Here is a 26,853-nt window from a genome sequence, read left to right as displayed (position 1 = left end):
GGGCGCGTAAGGCGAAAGCCGCTACCCGGCGCTTGGTCTAAGGCTGGCCTGAGAAATTCATTCTGCTCAAATCATCAATAAGCCCCGGTCCTTTGGGCTGCCAGTTGAGCTGTTGGCGCGTCCACTCACCGCTGGCACGCAAATCAATTGTTGCAAAGGCGGCGAACCAACCGAAATGCTCTGCGGCCAGTTCAGGTTTTAGCGAAGCGGTAGTGATATCCAGTCCTGTCGCCACGGTTTCCGCAATCAGCCGTGAGGTAATGCTTTCCTCTGCCACCGCATGATAGCGTTCACCGCGTTTGCCTTGCTCAAGCACTTTCACATAGAGTTCGGCCACGTCATCCACGTGTGCGGCACACCAGGCATTTTCACCTTCGCCAATGTACGCTGCGACGCCTTTTTCCCGCGCCAGCGAAATGTAATAGCTGATTAAGCCCTGACGCTCCGTGTTATGTACCTGGGGCAAACGCACTACGCGCACATCGATGCCTGAGTCCAGCAGCTGATTCCCTTCCAGCTCTGAGGCAACGCGCGGGTTCGGATGGGCCGGGTTAAAATACTTTTCAAGAGCAGGCTGGCCGTCGTCATTATCGCCCATTCCCGTGCCGGAAGTGATAAGCAAGGGGCGCTGGCTGCCCTGCAACACAGAGCCGATAGCGCGAATAACGCGTTGTTCTTTCTCGCAATTTTCTACAAAACGGCTGAAGTCATGATCGAAAGCGGTGTGGATCACCGCATCACTCTGTTCAATGCCCGCTACCCACGCCTGTGGATCTTCCAGCGTGCCGCGCTGAGCGGTTGCGCCCTTGTCGGTCAACTGTCGGGCGGCTTCCTCCGAACGGACAAGCCCGGTTACCTGATGGCCACGTGCCAGCAGAGCCGATACCACACGCGAGCCGATAAAGCCCGTCGCACCGGTTACAAAAATACGCATAGCCTGTCTCCTGAGTAATTTACCGGGACAGTGTATGCCCGGATATCTTACTATTAAAGTAGTGACCTTATCAGGGTATAAATCTTAACAGGCTAATTTATGACGCTGCTTTCTGAGAATCCATTGGGCGAGTTTTTGCGGGCCCGTCGCCAGGGCATTGACCCGGCTTCGTTTGGCTTTTTACCCGGACGTCGCCGAACGCCGGGCCTGCGCCGCGAAGAGGTAGCCCAGCTCGCCAATATCAGCCCGACCTGGTACACCTGGCTTGAACAAGGCCGAGGAGGTGCACCTTCCCGGGAGGTGCTGAACCGTATCGCCGCCGGGCTGCGGCTGACGTCGCCCGAACGCGATCATCTGTTTATTCTGGCCTTTGGGCATCCACCTGAAAACCGGGTTAGCCCTTCCGACAGCATCACGCCACGGTTACAGCGCGTGCTGGACGGTATGACGATTCCGGCGTTTATCAAAACCGCGACATGGGACGTGGTGGCCTGGAATTACCCGGCATCGATTGTGCTGAAGGATTATGGTCAGCTTGAGCCCGGGCGGCGCAATATTCTGCGCCTGCTGTTTACTGACCCGGAAGCGAAGGAGATGCAGGAAGACTGGGAGGGCGTGGCGCGGCTTATCGTCAATGCTTTTCGGGCGGATGCCGCGCGCCTGGGCGCTTCAGCCGAAATCGATCGTCTGGTTGCTGAGCTTTGCGCTCAAAGCGCCGATTTTGCCCGGCTGTGGCGTAGTAACGATGTCGCCGGGCACGGGGAAGGATTAAAACGGCTGAATCACCCGCAAATCGGGACCATTGACCTGGAGTTCTCCACCTTCTCGGTTGAAGGGCGGCCGGACCTGACGATGATGGTCTTCAATCCAGCAACCGATGAAAGCAGGATGAAAATTGAGCGTTGGATCACCCAAAACCGGACCCACCGCGAAGGCTGAGTCAGGCTTTCTTCTGTTCGCCATGATTAAAACGTCAGCTTTTCGCTCACAGCGCACGTCCTCAACTGTACAATTTCATCATTGAGGCTTTAGATTAGTGGTAACTCTTTGAATTTATTAGTGATAAATAATAAATTATTGGTGAAAAATTTGATTAACCCGCTGAAAATTTGAGATATCACTGATGAATTATGGAAGCAGCTAATCTGCTGAAATGTTCAGAGTGTGGTGACGCGATCATCAAAAACTGGTAATCCATACTCTGGGTTTAAATTAAAACGGGAGCCAGATAACTCCCGTTTAGTTCGTCCACAGCGCTAAGCAATCGCCTCGCAGAGGCGCACCTTCATATCACTGTAGGTTTGTGCGGCATAGCGTTCAGCCCACGACTGATCGTCGATCTTCTCGAGTTTAACCGCGCAATACTTGGTTTCTGGCGTCTTTGAGATAGGATCGAGATTATCCTGCGTTAGCTCATTGCACGCGCCAATCCACCATTGATAGGTCATGTACACGGTCCCGTGGTTGACGCGTTCGGAGACATCCGCCCGACTGATCACTTTTCCCCGACGTGAACTGACCCACACAAGGTCGCGATGGCGAATACCTGCCTTTTGCGCATCCTGCGTGCTGATTTGCACATAGCCAGGTTCATCGGCAAGCGCCTGCAGGGCGGCACAATTGCCGGTCATGGAACGACAGGAATAGTGACCGACTTCGCGCACCGTACACAGGACCAGCGGATAAACCTCGTCAGGCACTTCCGCAGGTGCGCGCCACGGCGCGGCAAACAGCTTGCCTTTACCGTCTGGCGTGTCGAAGCGGCTGTTTTCATACAGATAAGGCGTGCCGGGATGGTCAAGCTCGGGGCAGGGCCACTGGATATGTCCCATATCGCCCATCTTTTCGTAAGTTACGCCATAGAACAGCGGGCACAGTTCACGCATCTCGTCCCAGATTTGTTGATTGTTTTCATAGTGCATGGGATAACCCATTTCGCGGGCGAGCAGGCTGATGATCTCCCAGTCTCGCTTCACGTCGCCAGTGGGTTCTATCGCTTTTTCGAAACGCTGGAAGCCGCGATCGGCGCAGGTGAATACGCCGCCGTGCTCACCCCAGGAGGTGGCGGGTAAAATGACGTCCGCCATCGCGGCGGTTTTGGTCATAAAGATATCCTGCACCACGACAAAATCCAGCGCTGCAAAACCTTCACGCACCAGCCCCAGATCGGCTTCCGTTTGCAGCGGATCTTCCCCCATGATGTAGTAGGCTTTGATTTTACCTTCCCGCGCCAGATGCGGGACTTCGGTGATGCGCGTGCCGACTTTGTCATCCATCCGGCTGACGTCAATGCCCCAGGCTCTGGCGAACTTCTCTCTGACGGCCGCATCGGTCACGTCCTGATATCCCGGAAAGAGATTCGGCAATACGCCCATATCACAGGCACCCTGAACGTTATTCTGCCCGCGAACCGGGCCGACGCCAACGTGTGGACGACCAAGATTACCGGTCAGCAGGGCAAGGCTCGATAATCCGCGTACCACGTCCACGGCCTGACCGAACTGCGTCACGCCCATCCCCCACATTACCGTCGCAGAAGGGGCGGCGGCAAAGGTCCGCATCGCCTGACGAACCTGTTGCGCCGAAACGCCGGTCAGATGCTCGACCGCTTCAGGCGCATAGTCCTTAACCGTCTGCCAGTAGGCATCCAGCCCCTGCGTGTGCTTGTTCACGTACTCCTTGTCGTAAAGCTGTTCGTCGATGAGGACGTAACCAAAGGCGTTCACCAGCGCCATGTTGCAACCATTATTCAGTTGCAGATGCTGGTCAGCAATGCGGGCGGTTTCAATACGGCGGGGATCGCAGACGATTATCTTCGCGCCATTCTGCCGCGCTTTGATCACCCGGCGCGCCACAATGGGGTGAGAATCGGCGCAGTTGTAGCCGAAGATCAGCAGGCATTTTGAGTTTTCGATGTCGCTAATGGAATTACTCATTGCGCCATTGCCCAGTGTTTCCTGGAGGCCAGCAACCGAAGGCCCATGACATACACGGGCGCAGCAGTCGACGTTGTTGGTGTTGAGAACCGCGCGGGCGAATTTCTGCATCACATAGTTCGTTTCGTTGCCGGTACCGCGTGAAGAACCGGTTGTCATAATGGCGCGGGGACCCTCGCAGTCGCGAATTTCCCGTAAACGTCGGGCGGTATAACGAATCGCTTCATCCCAACTGACCGGGGTAAATTTTCCGCCTTTCTGGTAGCGAATCAGCGGGCGGGTGAGGCGGGGAGTCAGAAGACGGGTATCGTTAAGGAAGTCCCAGCCATAGTACCCTTTCAGACAGAGCTGGTTCTGGTTAGTAACACCTTCAGCCGCTTCGGCGCGGATGACTTTGTTATTTTCAACAACAAGCTTGAGCTTGCACCCGGCCCCACAGTAGGGACAGACACTGGTGATTTTTTTCATCAATAACAGACCTGTTAAAAGCTGAAATAGCGCGAATTGTGTCGAAGCCTGAGCGGAATGGCTGAAGCTTCGGGTTGTCATCATGACGCGGGAGACAAGCATAATCCGTGCCAGAATGGCCAGGCCAGCGCTGACGCGGAACGAGGCAGAAGCGGCAGGAAAAATGACAGCGGATTCGACATAAATGACGAGCGGACGTCAAAAAAAAGCCCGCACAGAGGCGGGCAAATAATACTGGAAGCAATGTGAGCAATGTCGTACTGAATACCTGAGTTAATTACTCAACTATTCAGTAATGAGAAAGATAATCTTTATCATCTAAACTTGCAACCCCATCTTTTGTGGGAGAAATCAGAAAGCTAAATTAAGTGATGTTTATCACAAATTTCAATTTCCTGACATTGTGCTATCCTTTTTAACGGCGACTAAACCGCTAACGTAAAATCGATAAGCGAGGAAAAAATGGGCATTATTTCATGGATTATTTTTGGTCTGATTGCAGGTATTCTGGCGAAGTGGATTATGCCTGGTAAGGATGGTGGTGGATTCTTTATGACGATCATTCTGGGGATCGTCGGTGCCGTAGTGGGGGGGTGGATCAGTACCCTGCTTGGTTTTGGGAAAGTCGATGGCTTTAATTTTGGCAGCTTTGTGGTGGCGGTTATTGGTGCTATCGTCGTACTGTTTATCTACCGCAAAATCAAAAGCTAAACCGTACTCATTGACTGACAAAAGGCGACCTGAGGGTGGCCTTTGTCATTTCAGGCCTGACGTTACCACCAGCCCAGCTCGGTACCCACCACCACGACTATCGCGACGACAATCATAATCAGCGTCGTTTTTTTCATGCTTTACGCCCCCGGTGCGGCATAGCCACCGATAAAAAACCAGGCCAGAAAAACCACGGCCGTAATGAAAATGACGACGGGAAACAGTATGCCCAGTCTCATGCGATCACCTGTCTGAATTATGCAAAGAGGTGCAAGGATAACAGGGGTTAATGGGTGACAAAAGGGGTTTTATCCCCACGCTTTTTGCTAATTCTGCGAGTCGCCTGGACGTGACAAGTGAGCTTTCGACAGGCTATCATCTCTCGGAATTATCTTAACCAAAGTCGCGAGAGCGCAGCGAGAGAAGTATGTTCCAGCTTAAGCCGGGTACCCTGGCGCTAATCATTGGTGCGAAAACCACTGCCGGGCGCAGTAACATAGGTAAGTCGGTTGAATTATTTCACCTCTGCCAACCGGGAGAGGTGTTCATTAATCCCGTTAATGGATTTACAACAACGCTGCCAACAGAGACGCCGCGCTCGCTCTGGCTGGTGACGGGTGAAGTGGTGTCAGCAGATGGACAACAGGGTTTTACCTGGGTCAGAGCGGAACACCTGATGCCCCTGATGCCGGATACTCAGCCTGAAATGACGGATACCCGCGAATCACAACTTGCGTAGCCAGTCTGCCAGCACAAGGGCGTGATTCTGTCCGCTGTTTTTGGCAGCGTACAGCAGCGTCAGTGTCTGCTGGCGGGCAATCTCTACCAGTCGCTCGCCTTCCTTCTTCTGCGTGGCAAGTTCTGCGAGGTACCGCTCAGTAAAATAATTGAAATCGATCGTTTCCGCGTGAAAGGCTTTGCGCAGTTCTGTCGAAGGGCTGAGGTCTTTGACCCACTCATCCAGCGCAAGATCCGCTTTTTTGATCCCGCGCGGCCACAGTCGGTCAACCAGTACCCGGTAGCCGTCGCTGTCCTCTTCCGGGTCGTAGACGCGTTTACACTGAATATTCATGCTTGTCTCTCTCCTCAATCCAGTCGCAAAACTCATCGAACTGTTGGTCGGAAAAAACCGTAATTCCGTGCTGGCGTAACAGCGCTGCGGCAACCCCCATTCCGGGATGATGCTGTTCGCTGAAGCTGCCGTCGTAGATAAACTGACTGCCGCAGGTTGGGCTGCCGTCAGTAAGCAGAGCGACGTCACAGCCGGTCTCCTGCGCCGTTTGTAGAGCCAGCCAGGCGGCAAGCTGATAGTGTCCGGTGGCATCATGACCGTTCTTTTCTACAATACGCGCTCGCCCTTGCATGACGTCGCTGCCATCGGCCCGCACAATCTCAGCCGGTGGGCGTGGGGTCGGTAATCCTGCGGCAAGCTCCGGGCAGTGAACCACCAGACGCTGTTCTGTCTGCAAACGTGCCAGCATCGCGGCGGGCTGGGCTTTCTCGCTGCCGTTATAACGAACCTTCAGTCCCATCAGGCAAGCGCTCACTAAAACCTTACTTTTCATCGTATTTGCCTCGTCCGGCAGAAAAAAAGCTCGCGTTTACTATATCACTTTGCACACGTTCATCCCTAAATTAAGGGGATTGTGATGGCAGTAAAAGATCGGTAGGCTGAGGTTCCTTATGTTGTCCCCAATTGTTCTGACGTAAGGAATTCTCCATGGAAATATCCCCTGTTAAAGATACGCTGCGGATTGCGCTGGTGGGTGATTACAACGCTGGCATCACGGCGCATCAGGCGATTCCCCTGGCCATCGACGACGCTGCTGCGGTTCTGGAACTGCTGGCGGATTACGACTGGCTGTCCAGTACTGAAATCACCAGCGCAGAAGATCTGGTGGGCTACGACGCCATCTGGGTGGTGCCTGGCAGCCCCTATAAAAACACGGAAGGTGCGCTGACGGCCATCCGCTATGCCCGTGAGAACAGTATTCCTTTTCTGGGAACCTGCGGCGGCTTTCAGCATGCCATCCTTGAGTACGCGCGTCATGTACTGGGCTGGTCAGATGCCGCGCATGCGGAAACAGACACGACAGGCCGGATGGTCATTGCGCCACTCACCTGTTCACTGGTGGAAAAAACCGACGAGGTTGAACTGCGTCCCAACACGCTGATAGCGAAAGCCTATGGTCAGCCGGTGATTTTGGAGGGATATCAGTGTAACTATGGCATTGCTGAGTCGTTTGCGGCAGAACTGGACAGCGGCGATCTGCGGGTGACCGGCTGGGATGAGAACGGAGAGATTCGGGCGGTGGAATTGGTCACGCATCCGTTTTTTGTCGCCACGCTTTTCCAGCCCGAACGCGGCGCGCTTGCGGGAAAACCGGTTCCCCTGGCGCAGGCAATACTGCGCGCTGCGAGAGGCTAATCAGCCGGGCGGGCTTAATGCCTGCCCGGAACTTATCAGGCAGCAATCTCTTTATTACGTCCGGCATAGAGGCCGAATACCGCCATCACTATGGCCAGAAGAGCAACGGCCAGCAGCGGGATCTGCCAGTTTCCCTGAGCGTCATGGATCCGGCCCATCAACGGCGGTCCGCAAGCGGCTAATAAATAGCCAACGGATTGCGCCATGCCGGAAAGGGCCGCCGCCTGATGTGCAGAACTGGCACGCAGGCCGATGAAGGTCAATCCCAGAATCATCGTTGCGCCAGAGCCGAATCCAAACAGCAGCGTCCAGAGTACCGCCTGATCCGGCATGAACCAGAATCCGGCGGCACCCACCGCACACATGAACGACACCAGTGCGGCAATGCTACGCTGATCGTGAAAACGGTGCAGTACCAGGGGAATGAGTAAACCGGGGGAGGCCGTCGCCAACTGGAGCAAACCATGCAGCGAACCGGCCTGCGCCTCGCTGTAGCCGTGGCTGATTAAGATGGCGGGCAACCAACCGATAATTACGTAATAGATCAGCGAGTTAATGCCCAGAAATAATGTCACCTGCCAGGCTAGTGGAGAACGCCAGATGCCGCGTGCGTGCAGAGTGCGCGAGGTGGTTACGTTCGCGTGGGCGGCATTACGCCATTGCGGCAGCCAAACCAGAAATGCCAGCAGCGGGAACACCATCAGCATCAGTAGCGCACCGCGCCAGCCAAACCCGTTCAGCGCCAGTGGAACCACCAGCGCAGAGCCCAGCGCGGCGGCAGCGCCCATCGTCAGAGAATAGGCACCGGTCAGTCTGGCGACGTGCTGAGAAAAATCGCGTTTGATAAGCCCTGGCAGCAGCACGTTGCCGAGGGCGATACCGCAGCCGATGATGGCAGTGCCGAGAAACAGCAAAGAGGCATCGGGCAGCGAGCGCACGGCAACCCCGACGCAAATCAGCAGCATGGCTACGAAAAGGCTGCGTTCCATACCAATACGGCGGGCAATGCCTGCGGCAAGCGGAGAAACCAGCGCAAACGCCAGCAGCGGCAGAGTGGTTAATAATCCCGTCTGGGCGGTCGTAAGACCATAGTCCGTGCGAATCGCCTCCAGCAAAGGAGCGGCACCGGTAAACGTCACGCGCAGCGTGGTGGCAATCATCAGAATTCCGGCAATCAGCAGGGCGCCGTGGTTGCCGCGTGGTGGTGTAGAAGTCATTGTTCTCTCATATCAACAGGCGAGGCCGTACCTTACCGCGTTTATCTGTGTTGTGAATCAAGCTAAAATGACAGTTTATCGCTAAATTCGGACAAAATGATGTACAGCCTGCGACTTGACGGATATGACCCCGATCGGCATCACGATGCCGCCGTGGCGTTTCGTATCCGCGCCCGCCCTGACGAGCTGTTCAGTGCGCAGCATCAGCATCGTAAAGGGCAGTTGATTATGGCACTCCATGGCGCGATCACCTGTGATGTTGAGTGCGCTATGTGGATGGTGCCGCCGCAGTACGCGGTCTGGATCCCCGGCGGTGTTTGTCATAGTAACCACGTCACGGCAGGCGCGGAGCTCTGCTTTCTCTTCATCGAACCGGGGGCGGTCACGCTACCGGAACGCTGCTGTACGTTAAAGATATCTCCGCTTTGTCGGGAGCTGATCCTCTCGCTGGCGACGCGTAGTGACGAGCAGCGGACGGAACCGCAAACGCAGCGCCTGACGCAGGTGTTATTTGATGAACTTCCGCAGCAACCGCAGGAACAGATGCAGTTGCCGGTTTCTGCCCATCCGAAGATCCGTCGGATGGTTGATACGATGGCGCGTGAACCCGCGCAATGGCAAACGCTGGGTCAGTGGGCCAGCGTATTTGCGATGAGCGAGCGCAATCTTGCCCGACTGGTAGTGAAAGAGACGGGGCTCAGCTTTCGCCGCTGGCGGCATCAGCTCCAGCTTATCCTGGCCTTACAGGCGCTGGTCGGCGGGCAGAACGTGCAGCAGGTGGCGCAACTGTTGGGGTATGATTCGACCACGGCGTTTATCACCATGTTCAAAAAAGGCCTGGGACAGACCCCAGGCCGTTATCTGGCGGGGTTAACTACTGCCTCCCCACAATAAGCGAGACAAGGCCAGCCGCGATAAGCGGCCCGACAGGCACCCCGCGAAACAGGGCCACGCCAAGCACAGTGCCGACCAGCAAACCAGCGACCAGCTGTGGCTGGCTGCCCATCAGCGTCACGCCGCGACCGCCGAGCCATGAGACCACCACGCCGACCACAATCGCCACCAGTGATTTCCAGTTAAGGAAAGAGTGGATCAAGGTGGAAGGCGGCAGCGTCCCGCTGGCGATAGGCGCCATGACGCCGATTGTCAGGATAATAATCCCGATGGTCAGCCCCTGTTTTTCAATCCACGGGAAAAAGGTATTGAGCGGGGTAACGCGGACAATAATCAGCACCAGAATTGAAACGGCGACAGTGGTGTTATGGCTGACAAAGCCCAGAGCTGCCAGTCCAAGCAGGATCAGCAGAGTGACATCAAACATCGTGGTTTCCTTGCCAAAAAAAGTTAAGCCTGTTTACTCTACGCCCAATCGCAACGCAGAACAGATATTTTTATATTCAAGCCGCTATTTTAGGGCATCTGCCTGATGGCGAAAAAACAGCCAATTCTGGCGTGTTGTCATCAAATTGCCATTATCGCGGGCTATCAATAACAGATGAACCGGTTTCTCTCATGACGAGGTGTAGCCATGAACGATCAGATGTTTGTTGAAACGCTCATTATTAGCTCATCCTTTTTCGCCATCGCGGCCGTTATCGTGATTTCTGTTTTAATTCTTGAGCGTGGCAGTTGAACGCTTACGGCACGCGGTGAAATGCGACCTGCTCAGGCTGGGCAATGCGCAAATAATCGTCAGTATTGAGAATGATCGATTTCGTGAGCACACCGGCGTTAAAGGCGATATCGCTATAGCGTTCGAACAGCAGCGGATCGGCGACCAGCTTTAACTTCGGATGAAAACTGAAAGGCGGGATCGCGCCAAATACACAGCCTGTGAGCTCGTCCACTTCTGCCGGGCTGGCAAGGGACGCACGCAGGCCGCCAAGATAAGCCGCCAGTTGACCGAGATCGGCCTGTTGATCGGCAGGTAAAATAGCCAGTACATGCTGATTCACGCCATTGCCTTTGACTTTGCAGACCAGCGCTTTTGCGCCCTGACCCAGTGCGGTGCCCCGAATTTCTGACACGGCCTCACATTTCCCTACGGCCTCATGGCTGACGACGCGATAACGGGCGCCCTCCAGTGATAATAAGTCGAGTAAACGCTGATGGGTTTCGCTGCCTTTCTCCATTTCGCTCATTTTTTACTCCTGTTTGCGCGAAAAAAACACGCTAAAGATTATCACGAACGCTGACGATTTTGGTGCTTGTTGAGGTAGAGCTGCTCGTCAGAGGCGGTGTAGGCATCCTGCAGCGTATCGTTCGGCTGCATGCTATAGCAGCCTGATGAAAAACGAATATCCTTCTCAGGCGCCACGGTCCGCAGGTGGTTGGCTATCCGTTCCGGCAGACGAGCTGCCATATCAGGCTCAGCATCCACCAGAATGATGCAAAACTCATCGCCGCCCAGACGGATGGCGTAATCGCTGTTACGCACCGACGCCTCAATCGCTTTCGCCAGCAGCGTGATCGCCCGATCGCCCGCGTGATGCCCCAGCGTATCGTTAATCATCTTTAGCTTATCGAGATCGATGGCGATAAACGTCACCGGCGTGCCGGCGCTGACGAGCCGCTGGAGTCGCTGCTCAAGCGTCGGGGTCAGAATTTTACGGTTATACAGACCTGTCATCGCATCGCTGATATTTTCACGGGTGACATTGTGGTAAAGGCGAAAATGTAGTCTGACCATATTAAGGAGCAGGGCAGTCGCCAGCAGATAAAACAAAAACAGTTTCCAGGACGAGACAATGAAATACAAAATATCAAGTGACAGCTCGACGTGAAGGCCCCCGGGCAGATCGCTGACGTAATTGACGTAGGGAAAAAGATTATTCTCGCTTTGATGAATAATAATGGTCTTATCCGAGTCGGTATCGGTGACGCTGGCGTTGAGATAACGCCAGACCAGAGGCCGATCGTGGGTAATAACAATATTTTGTAAATTATGCTTATTAATATCCACCATCACGATGCCTTTTAACTTCCCACCCAGATAAACCGGTGTTAAAAAACTCATTACATTAAGTTCAGTACGATCGTCCTGATAGATGCTCGATAGCACGGTACGCCCAGAAAACAATTCCTCAATATCAGTCTGATGAATACCTAATGAGCCTTTCTGTAAAAAGGCCCAATGGTGCATAGCAAACTGCTGCGTATTGATCGGATCGTAGAAATAAATATATTGATTCTGTAAATCCAGATAATAATGAAATTTCTCTTCTGAGGTGGCGAGTCCTTTACCATAATCGGCCTGTTCGCGGTTAACCTGCACGGCCTGATCAAAAGCAGGGAGCAGGAGCACGTCGTCAGCGATACGCTCACAGTCATCAACAGCGGTCTGTAACGTGCCGTTGAGCGCTGGATAATTATGTTGCATCAGATTCAAACCATACACCGAGTTTACGCTTTCAAACGACTGACAAAGGGTATTGCGGGTTTCCGTCGAGACCGTTTTCCCGGGCATTGCCAGTGTGCGCATTAAATGAGCGGCGATACTCTGGTTCTGGTATTTATCATAGAGAAATGAGGAGTCTGCTTTTTCGATGATATAGCGCATGTAGCTATTCATTGACTTATGGCTGGCAATAAGCTCATAGATTAAAAAGGAAGATGTCAAAACGACAACGCTTGCGGAAATAAAGAGTCTTAGCGCTTTATGGGGCAATTTCATGATAAACAACAAACCCTCCTGGTAAGATAATTTATTCTATCACACGTCACAGGTACAACCTGGCAGTCAGCAGGGATATGGAGTGCAAAAGGCATGAAATGAACCAGCCAGGAGACAATTTTCCTGGCTGGCTGTCGTTTAATTGGTGCTGGTTGCGCCTTGTTTCTGAAATAGCTCGCGGAATACCGGGTAAATATCATCCTGATCGCGAATATGTTGCATAGCAAAATTATCAAAGGTCGCTTGCAAATGCTCATATTCACGCCATAACGTCTGATGCGCGCGGCGGGTAATTTCGATGTAGCTGTAATAACGCACCACTGGCAGCAATTTTTTCGCCAGGATCTCATGACACAGCGGGGAGTCATCGGCCCAGTTATCACCATCTGATGCCTGGGCCGCATAGATGTTCCACTGTGCTGGATCGTAACGCGCTTTCACAACCTCATCCATCAACTTCAGTGCGCTGGAGACAATGGTTCCCCCGGTTTCCTGAGAGTAGAAGAACTCATGCTCATCAACCTCTTTTGCCTGGGTGTGGTGACGAATATAGACCACTTCCACGTTCTTATAAGTTCGGCTCAAAAACAGATAGAGCAGAATATAAAAGCGCTTGGCCATGTCTTTCGTCGACTGATCCATCGAGCCGGAAACGTCCATCAGGCAGAACATCACCGCCTGGCTGGACGGTTCAGGACGCTTCTCGTAATTCTTGTAGCGCAAGTCAAAGGTGTCGATAAACGGTACACGTTCGATTTTTGCCCGCAGCTCAGCAATCTCTTTGCGTAGCCGTTCCTCCTCCAGTAGTTGCGCCGGTTCGCTTTTGCTGATGGTGTCGAGATCCTCTTCAAGCGCGTGCAACTCGCGTCGTTTGCCGGCGGTCATGGCCGTACGTCGGGCGAGAGAATTTTGCAGTGAGCGCACGACGCTGATATTGGCCGGAACGCCGTTGGCGGTATAACCCGCTCGGTGTGTTTTATACTCCGTAAGCTGGCGTTGCTGATTTTGTTTGAGATTGGGTAGCGCTAAATCTTCAAACAGCAGATCCAGATACTCATCTTTGGAGATCTGAAAGACAAACTCATCCTGGCCTTCACCGTCCTGACTGGCCTGGCCCTGTCCGCTGCCTGAACCGCCGCCTCCGCCCTGCGGGCGTTCGATACGGTCATTCTGTACGAAATGATCATTACCTGGGTGAACGCGATGGCGCAGGCCGCCGCGCCCCTGATGAAACATCGGTTCGCTAATATCTTCCGTCGGAATGGAGACAGATTCACCGCTGTCTACATCGGTCACCGAACGCTTGTTGATGGCCTCGGAGATCGACTGTTTAATTTGTGCTTTATAACGGCGCAAAAAGCGCTGGCGGTTAACCGTGCTCTTATTTTTACCGTTAAGTCGTCGGTCAATGAACCAGGTCATATGCCCCCCGTACTGCATTTGCCAACTTTACGCTTCATCCTTCAAGTTATCTCGGCGTTGGCTGCATTCGCTCACCCCAGTCACGTACTTATGTACGCTCCTGGGGATTCACTCATTTGCTGCCTTGATACACCTTGAATGATTTCGCGTACAAACAAACTATTGGCCCGGTAAACGGATAAAATCTTCCGGGTCATTTATGCTGTTAAGACGATTTACGTACGCGCAGATACCATTCGCACAGTAAACGCACCTGTTTACGGGTATAGCCTTTCTCCATCATCCGATCGACAAAGTCGTCGTGTTTCTTCTGCTCATCGGTCGAGGTTTTGGCATTGAACGAAATGACCGGCAGCAGCTCTTCGGTATTGGAGAACATTTTCTTCTCAATGACCGTGCGCAGTTTTTCATAGCTGGTCCAGTTCGGATTTCGTCCGCTGTTGTTAGCGCGTGCACGCAGCACGAAGTTGACGATTTCATTACGGAAATCTTTCGGGTTACTGATCCCCGCCGGTTTCTCAATTTTCTCCAGCTCAGAGTTCAGCGATTCACGGTCAAACAACTGACCGGTATCCGGATCGCGGTACTCCTGATCCTGAATCCAGAAATCGGCATAGGTGACATAACGATCGAAAATATTCTGTCCGTATTCCGAATAGGATTCGAGATAGGCAGTCTGGATCTCTTTGCCAATAAACTCGGCGTATTTCGGGATCAGATACCCTTTCAGGAACTCGAGATAGCGTTCAGCTTGCTCCTGCGGGAACTGCTCGCGTTCAATCTGTTGTTCCAGTACATAGAACAGATGAACCGGGTTCGCAGCGACCTCGACATGGTCAAAGTTAAAGACGCGGGAAAGGATCTTAAACGCGAAGCGGGTCGACAGGCCGTTCATCCCTTCATCGACACCGGAATAATCGCGGTACTCCTGATACGATTTCGCCTTCGGATCGGTATCCTTCAGACTCTCGCCATCATAGACGCGCATTTTCGAGTAGATACTCGAGTTTTCCGGCTCTTTCAGACGGGAAAGAATCGAGAAACGCGCGAGCGTTTCCAGGGTTCCCGGTGCGCAGGGCGCATGTGTCAGTTCGCTGTGATTAAGCAGTTTCTCGTAGATTTTGATCTCTTCGGAAATGCGTAAGCAGTACGGCACCTTCACGATGTAAACACGGTCGAGGAAAGCTTCGTTATTTTTGTTGTTACGGAACGTCACCCATTCCGATTCGTTCGAGTGGGCAAGGATAATGCCGTTGAACGGCAGGGCGGAGATCCCCTCGGTGCCGTTGTAGTTACCTTCCTGAGTGGCGGTAAGCAGCGGATGCAGCACTTTAATCGGTGCTTTAAACATCTCGACGAATTCCATGATCCCCTGGTTTGCCCGGCACAGCGCACCAGAATAGCCATACGCGTCCGGATCGTTCTGGGCGTGGTGTTCGAGTTTACGAATATCCACTTTCCCGACCAGTGCGGAGATATCCTGGTTGTTCTCATCGCCGGGTTCCGTTTTGGCAATTGCGATTTGTGCAAGAATTGACGGCCAGACTTTCACCACGCGGAATTTGGTGATATCCCCACCGAACTCATGCAGGCGTTTGGCGGCCCAGGGCGACATAATGGTGCCGAGATAACGGCGCGGAATGCCGTACTCTTTTTCCAGAATCTGGGTATCTTCCTGCGGATTAAACAGGCACAACGGATGATCGTTCACCGGACTGCGTTCACCGTTGGCGCTCAGCACATAAATCGGGACACGCTGCATCAACGACTTCAGTCGTTCGGCAAGCGACGATTTCCCGCCCCCTACAGGCCCCAACAGATACAGGATCTGTTTCTTCTCTTCCAGCCCCTGAGCCGCGTGTTTCAGATAAGAGACAATCTGTTCGATCGCGTCTTCCATGCCGTAAAACTCTTCAAACGCCGGGTAGCGAGCAATCACCCGGTTCGAGAAGAGGCGAGAAAGTCGGGGTTCCTGGGCAGTGTCGACCATGACGGGTTCACCAATAGCCATCAATAGCCGTTCTGCCGCATTGGCATAAGCACTGCGATCTTGCCGACAAGTGGTAAGAAACTCCTGCAGTGTGAACTCTTCGTCCTTGGCAGCTTCATAACGCTGGCGATAGTGATCGAATATATTCATGATATGCCGTCCTTTCGTTTTTTAGCACAGGTTAAGAGCCGTTCATATGAATAGTAGAGGCTCCCGGAAGAGGTAGACTGAACGACGTCATTTACTGTCTCGTATCAAAAAAACAGCAACTCTCATGCCAGCTTGTACAGCGTGAGACCAACGTGCCCGGTGATACAACTTCTAAACTAAAGAGTAGATGGCATTTGCAAAACTTGCATGCGCCCGCAAATGATTTTCAATGGCATATCAATAACTCATCCGCAATAAGTGCATAGCAAATGTAAATTATGCAGCGGGAGATCACACAGTTTTCACCTTATCGTAAGCAGAGCGTCATCTCAGCCTGCAAAATTAGACGGTTACATTCTTTCATTAGTTTGTAAAATGGTTGGGTTGTAACGTATTGGCGGTTACACTTTTGCCGCTGAACATTTGAATAAGGAAAGATGGATTGTGACCAAACTCAAACTTCTGGCACTTGGCGTGTTAATCGCATCGTCAGCTACCCTGGTGCACGCTGAAAGCAACCTGACGCTTGGCGCTGGCGTTGGTGTGGTTGAACACCCATATAAAGATTACGATGCGGATGTTTATCCGGTTCCGGTAATTAATTACGAAGGCGACAACTTCTGGTTCCGTGGCCTGGGTGGTGGGTACTACCTGTGGAACGACACCGCAGACAAATTGTCGATCACCGCCTACTGGTCTCCGATGTATTTCAAACCGGGCGACAGCGACGATCGTCAGATGCGTCGTCTCGATAAGCGTAAGAGTACTATGATGGCGGGTTTATCTTACGTCCATAACACGGAATACGGTTTCCTGCGCACTACGCTTGCCGGGGATACGCTGGACAACAGCAACGGCATCGTCTGGGATCTGGCCTGGCTGTACCGTTATACCAACGGTGGCCTGACGCTGACGCCGGGTATCGGTGTGGAGTGGAACAGCGAGAACCAGAACGACTACTACTACGGTGTGTCTCGTAAAGAGTCCGCACGCAGTGGTATGCGTGGCTATAATCCGGATGATAGCTGGAACCCGTACCTGGAACTGAGCGCTAATTACAACTTCCTCGGCGACTGGAGCGTTTACGGTACCGCACGCTATACCCGTCTGTCTGATGAAATTACCGACAGCCCGATGGTGGACAAATCCTGGACAGGTCTGATTTCAACCGGGATCACCTATAAGTTCTGATTGTGCATTATTACAGTGCAATCTGTGCATCAAAACAGGGCGCTTGCGCCCTGTTTTGCATTACGTTGGTGCACGACAAAGGAGGATGTGATGACAGATAAACAGGTGGTCTTCGCCGGTGAGGTTGTTCAACCTGCGATCGGGCAGGGGACATGGTACATGGGGGAGAACGCCGGTTACCGCCGGGCGGAAGTGTCTGCACTCCGTGCGGGCGTGGATCTGGGGCTGACGCTCATCGATACCGCCGAAATGTATGCCGATGGCGGAGCGGAAGAGGTCGTCGGTGAGGCGCTGAACGGACTGCGCGAGCGCGTTTTCCTGGTGTCGAAGGTCTATCCGTGGAACGCGGGTGGGCAAAAAGCGACTACCGCCTGCGAGGCCAGTCTGCGTCGTCTGAAAACCGACTATCTGGATCTCTATTTATTGCACTGGCCGGGCAATTTCTCCTTTGCCGAGACGGTCGAGGCGATGGAAACCCTGATAGCTCAGGGCAAAATTCGGCGCTGGGGGGTGTCCAATCTTGACATCGACGATATGCAGGCGCTGTGGCAGGTTCCTGGCGGCAGACAGTGTGCGACCAATCAGGTGCTGTATCATCTGGCTTCACGCGGCATTGAATACGATTTGCTGCCGTGGTGTCAGCAGCAGCATCTCCCCGTAATGGCTTACAGCCCGTTGGCACAGGCCGGGCGTTTGCGCAGCGGGTTACTGAATCATCCGGTGGTCAACGAGATTGCGCATGCGCATAATGCGTCGGCGGCGCAGATCCTGCTGGCGTGGGTTATCAGTCATCAGGGAGTGATGGCGATTCCGAAAGCGGCAAGTGTGGCGCATGTGCAACAAAATGCGGCAGCGCTGAGCATTACGCTTTCCGCTCAGGAACTCGCCGCACTGGAAAAGGCGTATCCTGCGCCGAAGGGCAAAACGACGCTGGATATGGTGTGATAAGCTCCGGTTTCGACCCGTAGGCCGGATAAAATGCGCAGGCATCGCCATCCGGCAAACAATGTCTTATGGCGACTGACGCCTTATCCGGCCAGTGATATCTCAACCGCAATCATTCTTAGCGGCTGGCAACGCGAATGGTTTGCGCCAGGCGGGAAGCTTTCTCTTCGGTGGTCTTCTGCGCGGCGGTAGCATACGCCGTTTCCACGCACACAAAGGTTTTGTAGCCATCATCCGGCATATCGCCCATGCTCACAGACAGCGCCGGACCAGGGTTCCAGCCGACCACGTTGAGGTGGTGATGGTGCACGACGTCGATGTTGCGGTTCAGAGCGGCATCGTGGATCACGCTGCAGGCTTCCGGGTTCAGGTAAACCCGGTCGGTACGATCCGGGAAGGTCTGTACGCCATCGGCCAACACATCTTCTTTGGCGTTGTTCACTTTATCGATGAAACGATCGCCCAGCCCACTGACGTTCACCGCTGCGATATCGCCAACGTTGAAATAGGTGTGCAGCGCGGAGGTCGTTTCAAATTCACCGTGCGCTTCCAGTTCGATCTCGCAGGTTTTGCCCACTTTAAAGCGCGCCAGCAGAGTGAAATCATGCGGCCAGTACTGGCGAGTCGCTTCACTGCTTTGCAGTTCAAACGTCAGCACGGCGCCGTTGTCGTCTTCATTATGTGCTTTCAGCGTCCATGGCAGGTTACGAGCGAAGCCGTGAGAGGGCAGCCCTTGCTGTGCCGCCGGACCAAACCACGGCCAGCAAATCGGCACGCCACCGCGCAGCGCGACGCCATTTTTAAATGGTGTGTTGTTGCTCAGCCACAGAACCTCTTCTTCGCCGGCTGGTTTCCAGGAGAGCAGGTGCGCGCCCTGTAACGCGAAAGACGCTTTTACCTGCGGGTGGTCGACGACGATCAGATCCAGCTCGTCGAGCTGACGGCGGGAGAGGACAGGGGTAATGTGTTCGATTACCGGAAGTGCAAAAATTTGATTAATCATGATGCAATCCTTTCTCTTCAGGCAAAAAAAAGAGCGACCGAAGTCGCTCTTACAGATTACTGTTTCATCTCAACTTATTTGGAGATGTGAGCAATCAGATCCAGAACCTTGTTGGAATAACCGGTTTCGTTGTCGTACCAGGAGACCAGTTTCACGAAGTTGTCGTTCAGTGCGATACCTGCTTTAGCATCGAACACGGAAGTGCAAACTTCGCCGTTGAAGTCGGTAGATACAACGTCGTCTTCGGTGTAGCCCAGAACGCCTTTCATCGGGCCTTCGGAAGCTGCTTTGATGGCTTTCTTAATGTCTTCGTAAGAAGCCGCTTTTTCCAGACGAACGGTCAGGTCAACAACGGATACGTTCGGGGTAGGAACGCGGAACGCCATACCAGTCAGTTTGCCATTCAGTTCTGGCAGGACTTTACCGACAGCTTTAGCTGCACCGGTAGAGGATGGGATGATGTTCTGAGCCGCGCCACGGCCGCCGCGCCAGTCTTTGTGAGACGGGCCATCAACGGTTTTCTGAGTAGCGGTGGTTGCGTGAACAGTGGTCATCAGACCTTCGATGATGCCGAAGTTGTCGTTGATAACTTTAGCCAGCGGAGCCAGGCAGTTGGTGGTGCAGGATGCGTTGGAAACGATGTCCTGGCCAGCATATTTGTCAAAGTTAGCGCCTTTAACAAACATCGGGGTGTTATCTTTGGACGGACCAGTCAGTACGACTTTTTTCGCGCCAGCGGTGATGTGCTTACGAGCAGTTTCGTCGGTCAGGAAGATACCGGTCGCTTCAGCCACTACGTCAACACCAACTTCGTCCCATTTCAGGTTAGCCGGATCGCGTTCAGCGGTAACACGGATTTTTTTACCGTTAACGATCAGATGACCGTCTTTCACTTCAACGGTACCGTCGAAACGGCCGTGAGTGGAGTCATATTTCAGCATGTAAGCCATGTATTCAGCGTCTAACAGGTCGTTGATTGCAACGATCTCGATGTCAGAACGTTTCTGAGCAGCACGGAAAACAATGCGACCGATACGGCCAAAACCGTTGATACCTACTTTGATAGTCATATATTCCACCAGCTATTTGTTAGTGAATAAAAGGTTGCCTGTAAAATTACAAAAACCTTACGCAGCGTCAAGCGGAATCGTGTCAATCATTGCGACAAATCAATCCTCTGTACAAGCTTTGCACGGCTGACTCGCCTCACTCTTCCATTGGGCTTGAAACCACATGGGGGCGGCGCCCAGAATTTTAAAGGGCAACTGAGATAAAAATGTGATTTACATCACGATTCACACGCTGCCATTTCGCAAGGATCAAGTTTAGAACAAAAGTCTGCACTGAGGTGTTAATGTTTTGTTAGAATCTGTCGCGCAATGTCAGCGTCATCAAAAGTGAGATGTGAGCAAATGGCGAACAAACCTTCTGCAGAAGATCTGAAAAAAAACCTGTCTGAAATGCAGTTCTATGTGACGCAGAATCACGGCACAGAACCGCCATTTACCGGGCAGTTACTGCATAACAAGCGTGACGGCGTCTATCACTGTTTGATCTGCGATGCGCCGCTGTTTACCTCCCAGTCTAAATATGACTCCGGCTGCGGCTGGCCCAGCTTCTACGAGCCGGTAAGCGAAGAGTCGATCCGCTATATCAAGGACTTTTCACACGGTATGCAACGCATTGAAATTCGCTGTGGAAACTGCGATGCGCATCTGGGGCACGTCTTCCCTGATGGTCCGCAGCCCACCGGCGAACGTTACTGTGTTAATTCAGCGTCGCTGAGCTTCATCGATGACGAAAACGGTGACCAGACGAAGGGTTGAAAAAACGATTCAGCAAATTATTCCATAGGAGCGGACTTATCATGAATCTTGATGAGATAGTTAACAGCATGACGCCGGATGTATACCAGCGTTTATCCACCGCCGTTGAGCTGGGAAAATGGCCGGATGGCGTCGCGCTGACCCCGGAGCAAAAAGAGAACAGTCTGCAACTGGTGATGCTCTGGCAGGCTCGCCATAATACGGATGCGCAACATATGACGATCGACACCAATGGGCAGATGGTGATGAAGAGCAAACAGCAGCTGAAAGTGGATTTCGGCATTACGCCAGAACCGATTGCGACGTTCAAATCCTGATAGTGCGCAATGGGCCCGGCATTCAGTAGCGCGGCCGGGCTAACGCGGCGGATTATTTTTTATTCAGCATTGCTTTCAGATCGGCGAAAGGATTGTACGTGGCTTCGCCGACGCTCTTTTGCGCATCCTCGCCCGCTACCACCGTGGAACCATACTGGTCAGCTTCCGTGTATTTGGAATGCTCATGATCGTGGCAGTACAGGCACAACATCTCCCAGTTGCTGCCATCTTCCGGGTTATTAGAATGATCGTGATCGATATGGTGCACCGTCAGTTCGCGAAGGTTTGAGTAAACAAACTCGCGGGTGCAGCGGCCGCAAACCCACGGAAAGAGTTTCAGCGCCTTTTCGCGGTAGCCAACTTCCAGACGGGCGTAGTTTTTAGGGATAAAAGCCATACAATCCCATGCCTCCAGTTGAAAATGAAACGATGCGTCACGCATTGACGCAGCGGGGTGAGGCCATCATAACCGATCCCTTTTCGCGTGACACACTTCATCCGGCCGCTTCCGAAAAAAAGGCCCCATGCGCACGCACAGGGCATTTTCGTCCATGAACGATGCTTAATGCGTAATGCCTAAGGACTCCGCCAGTTGTTTTGCCAACTGGTTATTGTTGTCCGCGCCGTACTCCCAGAACATCGCTCCCGCCAGCCCACGCTTCTTGATGTAATCCGCTTTGATTGCCACCGAGCGGGGATTCTCATAAGAGAGGGCAAAAAGCGGTTTACCATCAGCCGACTGAACGGACAGCCATGGCACTTTCGCCTGATCGTCCCAGTGCTCGGTAAACCGTTTCTGCGGATCGTTAAGGAAGGTTTTGACGATGTCGTTGTATTTCACGTAAGTATCTTTGCCCAGATCGACACCCAGTGATTTAAACAGCGTGATTACTTGCTCGCCGAAGTAGGGCTGCGTGACGGGATGTTTTTGCGCGTCTGGTTTTGTCCAGTCAATTCCAGGCTCGACAGAACGTTTGGGAACGCGGCCATAGAAACCGATCCCCAGATTCATCTGCCGGGGCTTCAGTCCGGCGGCCAGGTAGTTGTTGACCACAAAATCGACGCTGTATTTATCGGCCGTCGCTACGGTTGGCCAGTCTTTAGAATCATACAGGTTGGCGTTGAAATACTGCGTTCCGTAGGCCATGTCATAGGTCATCAGGTTGATATAATCGAGCAAGGGCGCTATCGCCTTCACGTCCACCCAGCTTTTCGGACTTTCCGCATTCGCACCGACGGCAATGGTCACCAGTTTCTGATTGCCGACGGCCTGACGCAGTTCTTTCAGTAACAGTGTGAAGTTCTCGCGGTCGGCAGGCTGACTGGCGACCAGTCCCCAGGCGCCGTTGACCGGGTATTCCCAGTCCAGATCGATACCGTCGAGGCCGTATTTCTGCATGATGTTCATGGCGGACCGGATAAACACGGCACGCGTTTCCGGAGTTGCGGCAGCGCCAGAGAATCCGCGTGCGCCCCAGCCTCCCACAGAAAGCAGGACTTTCAACTGTGGGTTCTGTTTACGCAGTACCGGGATCAGGGCAAGGTCAGACTCCACTTTTGGCGACAGCCAAATTTGATGCAATTTCGTCGGATCCTTCAGCGCGGCGTTGGTTTCGTCTTTCTCTGCGTTGTAAATCAGGCCAAATGAGTAGTTAAGGTGGGTAATCTGGCGGACATCCAGGGTGTTGATATCACCGCCTGGTCCGGCAGTGACATCTCCGCCGCCGTTGAAGTAACCGACGGACATCATGGAACTGGCGGACGCAACAGACGCGCACAGCAAGGGTAATGCTGCCAACAGGGGCAAACGTTTCATAGCAATCCTCTTTGACATTGAAAATAGAAAGCAAACACGCCACGGAAATGGCGTGGCGAAAAAACAGCCATCAGAGCGTAGCACCTGCGCTGATTAACTGCCGGTTTCAGTTCATTTTATGTGACGGAAGGAAAGAGATTTTTTGCCGGATGACCATACAGTCAGCCATCCGGCGGGAGGTTAACGGTGGGTTTCTTCCCAGTCAGCGAGGGTATACAACGTAGCACCTGCCGCTGCCATCTCCATAAAGGCATGGGCACTGTCCTGTGGCTGAATGTTCACGCCGCGACAGCCGTCGGTAATCACGTTCACCGTATAGCCCAGTTGCAGCGCATCCAGCACCGTAAATTTGACGCAATAGTCGGTCGCCAGCCCCATGACGATCAGTTCGTTTACGTCATGCTGGCGAAGCCATGCCTCCAGCCCGGTTTTTTGTCGGCGTCCGTTATCAAAAAAGGCGCTGTAGCTGTCGACCAGCGGGTTCTCGCCCTTATGAAAAACGGCCTCTATTGCCTTGCGGCTTAGCAACGGATGAAATGCCGCGCCGTCGGTATCCTGCACGCAGTGATCGGGCCAGAAAGTTTGTACCAGACCGTCCAGTTTCCCCTGGCTGTATGGTTGGGCCTGATGCTGACTGGCGAAACTGCCGTGATTCGCCGGATGCCAGTCCTGGCTTGCGATTACCGCATCGCCGCGTGTCTGGCACCACGCAATCAGGTGGTTTGCGATATCAATGGTGCTGTCGCCTTCCGGGACCGCCAGCGCGCCGCCGGCGCAGAAATCATTTTGTAAATCGACCAGTAACAACGCACGGTGTGTCATCAGATCCTCCTTAGTCGTCCGGCGTGAGTTCGCCACGCAGGTTTTGCGTCATCGCCTTGCGAATCGCATCCGTATCCAGCCCTTTGCTGAGCAGATAATGTAATTTGGTCAGGGTCGCTTCAACGGTCATATCCGCACCGCCAATGACTCCAGCATGCGCCAGGGCATTGCCGGTGGCATAGCCACCCATATTCACTTTCCCTGACATACACTGCGTGAGGTTGACTACCACGATGCCGCGCTCGCTGGCTTCGCTGAGTTCTTGCAGGAACGCTTTATTCTGCGGCGCATTGCCAACGCCGTAGGAGCGCAGAATCAACGCTCTTACCGGCTGGCGCAGGAAGTTGCGTACCACATCGGCGGAGATCCCAGGATATAGCGTAACGACCCCAATCGGCTGCGGTGTGATCGGGTGAACAATGAGTTCGCCTTCGCCCCGGGGAGCCGGTGGGGTACCCAGACGGCGGATGTGGATCCCCGCTTCCAGCAGCGGCTGGAGGTTAGGGGAGGCGAACGCGTCAAAGCCGTCGGCATGCGCCTTTGTCGTGCGGTTGCCGCGAAACAGACGGTTATTAAAGAACAGCGTGACTTCGTTGATCGGATAATTTGCCGCTACGTAAAGCGCGTTGAGAAGATTGATTTGCCCGTCAGAACGCAGCTCCGCCAGCGGAATTTGTGACCCTGTCACAATCACCGGCTTACTCAGATTCTCCAGCATGAACGACAGCGCAGAGGCAGTAAACGCCATGGTGTCGGTGCCGTGTAAAATCACAAAACCATCGTAATCATCGTAATGGGTTCTTATGTCATCGGCGATATGCTGCCAGTCTTCCGGCGTCATATCTGACGAATCCATCAGCGGGGCATATTCATGAATGGTGAAGTCAGGCATTTCCGGGCGATGAAATTCAGGCATCAGCGCCAGTTGGCGCTGAAGGTGTCCGGAGACCGGGATGTAACCCTGTTCGGAGCGCTGCATACCAATGGTCCCGCCGGTATAGGCAACGTAAATCGATTTTTTCTGCATGGCTGGTATCTTGTCGCTAAGAGAAAATCCCTCTTCGCAGGAAGAGGGACTGGAGATTAACGCACGTTCGCGCAGGTCAGACAGAACGCATAACGGTTTTGCGGATCGTTGAATGCGGCGAGCTTATCGCCTTCCGCTTTGACCGTACTGGCTGCGGAGGCCAACGGCGCAGGAAGCAGCGCCTGAATCGCCTGCGGCAGCATCGCACGAACGGAGCCTGACATGCTGTCCATCATCATATCGAAGAAGGTTGGCTCATCCTGATAATAGTCGATATGCCATTCTTTGAGTTTCGCCAGCTCAGCCGCTTTTGCCACCGCATCGTCGAAGTCACCCAGACTGTCGACCAGACCGTTGGCTTTGGCGTCCTGACCGGTCCAGACATGGCCCTGCGCGATTTTATCAATCTGCTCAGGTGTCGATTTACGCGCCTGCGCCACCAGGGTGATAAAGCGCTTATAACCATTCTCAATGCTCAGCTGCATCATTTGCTGTGCTTCCGGCGGCAGGGCTTTGGTCAGCGAAATATCGGCCAGCGGTGACGTGGCGACGCCATCGGTGTGCACGCCAATCGAATCGAGGCTGTTTTCGACGGTGTTAATCACACCGAAGATGCCAATCGAACCGGTCAGCGTACTTGGGTTGGCCACAATGTAACTGGCTGGCGTAGAGATCCAGTAGCCGCCCGATGCGGCCATTCCACCCATCGATACGACCACCGGTTTACCGGCAGCGCGCGCGGCGGCCAGTTCCGAACGAATCACTTCCGACGCCGTCACGCTGCCGCCAGGGCTGTTGACGCGAAGAACGATGGCTTTGACTTTAGGATCCAGACGCGCATCGCGAATTTGCGAGGCGGTGGTATCTCCGCCGACGTTCCCCGGTGTCTCTTCACCATCCATGATGGCGCCGTTGGCAAAGACCACTCCGATAGCGCTACCCGTATCGGCAGGCGGATTGAGCGTATAGTCGTAGTAGCTGATCGCACGATAGTTATTTTCGGCTTTGCTCCAGCCAAACTGTTTGGTCAGCGCTTTTTCCACGTCGGCGCTGGAAAGCAGAGCGTCGACCAGTTTGCTGTCGAGCGCGTACTTCGCCGTATCACCATCCGCTTTCGTCAGCGCATCCAGAACGCCTTGTGCGCCAGGGAAGACCTGCTCCGCCGGGATTTGGCGGTTGGCGGCAATGGTATTCAGGTAGTTCTGCCACAGTTCGCCAATCCAGCGGCTGTCTGCTTCACGTGCCGCCGGCGACATGTCGTCACGAATAAACGGCTCAACGGCAGATTTATAGGTGCCCACGCGGAACACATGAGTAGACACTTTCAGCTTATCCAGCAGGGATTTGTAATACAGTCCGTTTGTGGCAAAACCGTGGATATCGACGGAACCCTGCGGCGAGAGCCAGATTTTATTGGCGAAGCTGGCGAGGTAATACTGGCCCTGAGTGAAGTTATCGCCAACGGCATAGACCGGTTTTCCGCTGTCGCGGAATTCGCGCAGTGCCTTGCCGATATACTGCATTGACGGTTGATCGGCACCGGCGAAGTTCTTCAGATCCATCACAATACCGGTGATATTACGATCGTCTTTAGCCTGACGAATGGTATTGACGATATCGAACAGGGAGTTTTCCTGTAAGCGGTCGGAACTGGCGCCCAGCAGTTGACGGCTCAGAGCGCCAAGACGACTGGTACTGGACGGTTTATCGACGATCACCCCGGAAATATCTAACATCAGAGCACCGCGACCGACTTTATCGCTGGTGTTATTGCTGCTGACCTGCATCCAGACTCCCACGCCAACCAGGATCAAGAAGATAAAGAACAGGTTAAGCACGATCTCGCGGACAAAATTAAGCAGTCGCCACGTCCATTTAAAAAAACCGGCAATGAATCGCCACAGGGTTCGCATGTATTCTCCCTACCGTTACCAATACTACACCTGAGTCAGGCGTATGAGATGTGGCTATCCTAAT

27 protein-coding genes and 1 pseudogene are annotated in these 26,853 nt (G+C 53.4%); 10 read left to right on the top strand and 18 right to left on the bottom strand.

The genetic code is table 11. The annotated features are described in order from the left end of the window. Positions 1 to 37: 37 nt before the first annotated feature. Positions 38 to 934 (bottom strand): SDR family oxidoreductase, encoded by an 897-nt coding sequence (locus KE671_RS05590; protein WP_206162093.1) that lies wholly within the window; start codon positions 932 to 934, stop codon positions 38 to 40. Positions 935 to 1,033: 99 nt separating this feature from the next. On the opposite strand from KE671_RS05590, the gene KE671_RS05585 reads away from it, so the two are divergent. Further along, positions 1,034 to 1,873, top strand: a complete 840-nt coding sequence (locus KE671_RS05585) for a helix-turn-helix transcriptional regulator (protein ID WP_206162092.1) — start codon at positions 1,034 to 1,036, stop codon at positions 1,871 to 1,873. A gap of 317 nt (positions 1,874 to 2,190) precedes the next feature. On the opposite strand, the gene fdhF is transcribed toward KE671_RS05585, so the two are convergent. Continuing rightward, positions 2,191 to 4,338, bottom strand: coding sequence for a formate dehydrogenase subunit alpha (fdhF, locus tag KE671_RS05580; RefSeq protein WP_206162091.1), 2,148 nt, complete (start codon positions 4,336 to 4,338; stop codon positions 2,191 to 2,193). A gap of 462 nt (positions 4,339 to 4,800) precedes the next feature. Between fdhF and KE671_RS05575 the strand changes: the two genes are divergently transcribed. Next, entirely contained in the window at positions 4,801 to 5,049 is a 249-nt protein-coding gene (locus tag KE671_RS05575) for a GlsB/YeaQ/YmgE family stress response membrane protein (protein ID WP_061077275.1), read from the top strand. Between the two features lie 140 nt (positions 5,050 to 5,189). Here KE671_RS05575 and KE671_RS05570 read toward each other — a convergent pair whose 3' ends face one another. After that, positions 5,190 to 5,288: a YoaK family small membrane protein gene (locus KE671_RS05570; protein ID WP_042287604.1), complete on the bottom strand. Its 99-nt coding sequence runs from the start codon at positions 5,286 to 5,288 to the stop codon at positions 5,190 to 5,192. Positions 5,289 to 5,476: 188 nt separating this feature from the next. On the opposite strand from KE671_RS05570, the gene KE671_RS05565 reads away from it, so the two are divergent. After that, complete coding sequence (locus tag KE671_RS05565) at positions 5,477 to 5,788, top strand: hypothetical protein (protein ID WP_206162090.1); 312 nt, start codon at positions 5,477 to 5,479, stop codon at positions 5,786 to 5,788. Here KE671_RS05565 and KE671_RS05560 read toward each other — a convergent pair. Next, positions 5,774 to 6,121: a DUF488 domain-containing protein gene (locus KE671_RS05560; RefSeq protein WP_206162089.1), complete on the bottom strand. Its 348-nt coding sequence runs from the start codon at positions 6,119 to 6,121 to the stop codon at positions 5,774 to 5,776. The two genes, KE671_RS05565 and KE671_RS05560, sit on opposite strands and share 15 nt — an antisense overlap. Then, complete coding sequence (locus KE671_RS05555) at positions 6,105 to 6,614, bottom strand: DUF523 domain-containing protein (RefSeq protein ID WP_206162088.1); 510 nt, start codon at positions 6,612 to 6,614, stop codon at positions 6,105 to 6,107. Before KE671_RS05555 ends, KE671_RS05560 begins: the two co-directional genes overlap by 17 nt. 155 nt (positions 6,615 to 6,769) lie before the next feature. On the opposite strand from KE671_RS05555, the gene KE671_RS05550 reads away from it, so the two are divergent. Beyond that, the gene (locus tag KE671_RS05550; protein ID WP_206162087.1) at positions 6,770 to 7,477 is read left to right on the top strand and encodes a CTP synthase C-terminal region-related (seleno)protein; all 708 of its coding nucleotides are present in this window, start codon (positions 6,770 to 6,772) and stop codon (positions 7,475 to 7,477) included. 35 nt (positions 7,478 to 7,512) lie between these two features. Here KE671_RS05550 and KE671_RS05545 read toward each other — a convergent pair whose 3' ends face one another. Next, positions 7,513 to 8,694, bottom strand: a complete 1,182-nt coding sequence (locus KE671_RS05545) for a CynX/NimT family MFS transporter (RefSeq protein WP_206162086.1) — start codon at positions 8,692 to 8,694, stop codon at positions 7,513 to 7,515. Positions 8,695 to 8,793: 99 nt separating this feature from the next. On the opposite strand from KE671_RS05545, the pseudogene KE671_RS05540 reads away from it, so the two are divergent. Next, positions 8,794 to 9,586 (top strand): annotated as a pseudogene (locus tag KE671_RS05540) (AraC family transcriptional regulator); the annotation flags it as partial. On the opposite strand, the gene KE671_RS05535 reads toward KE671_RS05540, so the two are convergent. Next, positions 9,569 to 10,015 (bottom strand): DUF441 domain-containing protein, encoded by a 447-nt coding sequence (locus KE671_RS05535; protein ID WP_043000929.1) that lies wholly within the window; start codon positions 10,013 to 10,015, stop codon positions 9,569 to 9,571. The pseudogene KE671_RS05540 and the gene KE671_RS05535 sit on opposite strands and share 18 nt — an antisense overlap. 207 nt (positions 10,016 to 10,222) lie before the next feature. Between KE671_RS05535 and yoaI the strand changes: the two genes are divergently transcribed. Continuing rightward, positions 10,223 to 10,327 carry a small membrane protein YoaI gene (yoaI, locus tag KE671_RS05530; protein WP_206162084.1) on the top strand — a complete coding sequence of 35 codons (105 nt, stop codon included), beginning with the start codon at positions 10,223 to 10,225 and terminating at the stop codon, positions 10,325 to 10,327. Between the two features lie 4 nt (positions 10,328 to 10,331). On the opposite strand, the gene KE671_RS05525 is transcribed toward yoaI, so the two are convergent. The 4 genes from KE671_RS05525 to yeaG all read right to left on the bottom strand — a co-directional run bounded on the left by KE671_RS05525 (position 10,332) and on the right by yeaG (position 15,929). Next, the gene (locus tag KE671_RS05525; protein WP_206162083.1) at positions 10,332 to 10,835 is read right to left on the bottom strand and encodes a YbaK/prolyl-tRNA synthetase associated domain-containing protein; all 504 of its coding nucleotides are present in this window, start codon (positions 10,833 to 10,835) and stop codon (positions 10,332 to 10,334) included. A 41-nt stretch (positions 10,836 to 10,876) separates the two neighbouring features. Beyond that, positions 10,877 to 12,367, bottom strand: coding sequence for a diguanylate cyclase DgcJ (gene dgcJ, locus KE671_RS05520; protein ID WP_206162763.1), 1,491 nt, complete (start codon positions 12,365 to 12,367; stop codon positions 10,877 to 10,879). A 138-nt stretch (positions 12,368 to 12,505) separates the two neighbouring features. After that, complete coding sequence (locus KE671_RS05515; RefSeq protein WP_206162082.1) at positions 12,506 to 13,789, bottom strand: YeaH/YhbH family protein; 1,284 nt, start codon at positions 13,787 to 13,789, stop codon at positions 12,506 to 12,508. 205 nt (positions 13,790 to 13,994) lie between these two features. Beyond that, positions 13,995 to 15,929 (bottom strand): PrkA family serine protein kinase, encoded by a 1,935-nt coding sequence (yeaG, locus tag KE671_RS05510; RefSeq protein ID WP_206162081.1) that lies wholly within the window; start codon positions 15,927 to 15,929, stop codon positions 13,995 to 13,997. Positions 15,930 to 16,373: 444 nt separating this feature from the next. Here yeaG and KE671_RS05505 point away from each other — a divergent pair, with 444 nt between their 5' ends. Both KE671_RS05505 and KE671_RS05500 read left to right on the top strand, forming a co-directional pair. Next, positions 16,374 to 17,120, top strand: coding sequence for a MipA/OmpV family protein (locus tag KE671_RS05505; RefSeq protein WP_206162080.1), 747 nt, complete (start codon positions 16,374 to 16,376; stop codon positions 17,118 to 17,120). A 90-nt stretch (positions 17,121 to 17,210) separates the two neighbouring features. Further along, positions 17,211 to 18,065, top strand: a complete 855-nt coding sequence (locus KE671_RS05500; RefSeq protein ID WP_206162079.1) for an aldo/keto reductase — start codon at positions 17,211 to 17,213, stop codon at positions 18,063 to 18,065. Between the two features lie 118 nt (positions 18,066 to 18,183). On the opposite strand, the gene KE671_RS05495 is transcribed toward KE671_RS05500, so the two are convergent. Next, positions 18,184 to 19,068 (bottom strand): D-hexose-6-phosphate mutarotase, encoded by an 885-nt coding sequence (locus tag KE671_RS05495; protein ID WP_206162078.1) that lies wholly within the window; start codon positions 19,066 to 19,068, stop codon positions 18,184 to 18,186. Between the two features lie 74 nt (positions 19,069 to 19,142). Further along, entirely contained in the window at positions 19,143 to 20,138 is a 996-nt protein-coding gene (gene gapA, locus KE671_RS05490) for a glyceraldehyde-3-phosphate dehydrogenase (protein ID WP_206162077.1), read from the bottom strand. 342 nt (positions 20,139 to 20,480) lie between these two features. Here gapA and msrB point away from each other — a divergent pair, with 342 nt between their 5' ends. Next, positions 20,481 to 20,894, top strand: coding sequence for a peptide-methionine (R)-S-oxide reductase MsrB (msrB, locus tag KE671_RS05485; protein ID WP_061078024.1), 414 nt, complete (start codon positions 20,481 to 20,483; stop codon positions 20,892 to 20,894). 41 nt (positions 20,895 to 20,935) lie between these two features. Further along, complete coding sequence (locus tag KE671_RS05480; protein ID WP_206162076.1) at positions 20,936 to 21,211, top strand: YeaC family protein; 276 nt, start codon at positions 20,936 to 20,938, stop codon at positions 21,209 to 21,211. Between the two features lie 52 nt (positions 21,212 to 21,263). Here KE671_RS05480 and yajD read toward each other — a convergent pair whose 3' ends face one another. The 5 genes from yajD to sppA form a co-directional block, all read right to left on the bottom strand. Further along, positions 21,264 to 21,608 carry a YajD family HNH nuclease gene (gene yajD, locus KE671_RS05475; RefSeq protein WP_206162075.1) on the bottom strand — a complete coding sequence of 115 codons (345 nt, stop codon included), beginning with the start codon at positions 21,606 to 21,608 and terminating at the stop codon, positions 21,264 to 21,266. 165 nt (positions 21,609 to 21,773) lie between these two features. Further along, complete coding sequence (locus KE671_RS05470; protein WP_206162074.1) at positions 21,774 to 23,027, bottom strand: glycoside hydrolase family 18 protein; 1,254 nt, start codon at positions 23,025 to 23,027, stop codon at positions 21,774 to 21,776. A gap of 180 nt (positions 23,028 to 23,207) precedes the next feature. Then, positions 23,208 to 23,849: a bifunctional nicotinamidase/pyrazinamidase gene (pncA, locus tag KE671_RS05465; protein ID WP_206162073.1), complete on the bottom strand. Its 642-nt coding sequence runs from the start codon at positions 23,847 to 23,849 to the stop codon at positions 23,208 to 23,210. A 10-nt stretch (positions 23,850 to 23,859) separates the two neighbouring features. Then, the gene (gene ansA, locus KE671_RS05460) at positions 23,860 to 24,876 is read right to left on the bottom strand and encodes an asparaginase (RefSeq protein WP_206162072.1); all 1,017 of its coding nucleotides are present in this window, start codon (positions 24,874 to 24,876) and stop codon (positions 23,860 to 23,862) included. Positions 24,877 to 24,932: 56 nt separating this feature from the next. Next, positions 24,933 to 26,789, bottom strand: coding sequence for a signal peptide peptidase SppA (gene sppA / locus KE671_RS05455; RefSeq protein ID WP_206162071.1), 1,857 nt, complete (start codon positions 26,787 to 26,789; stop codon positions 24,933 to 24,935). Between the last annotated feature and the right edge of the window lie 64 nt (positions 26,790 to 26,853).

Source organism: Citrobacter amalonaticus, assembly GCF_018252635.1.
GTDB lineage: Bacteria > Pseudomonadota > Gammaproteobacteria > Enterobacterales > Enterobacteriaceae > Citrobacter_A > Citrobacter_A amalonaticus_E.
The sequence above is the reverse complement of the archived record's forward strand: the minus strand, read 5'-3'. Positions and strand labels throughout refer to the sequence as shown.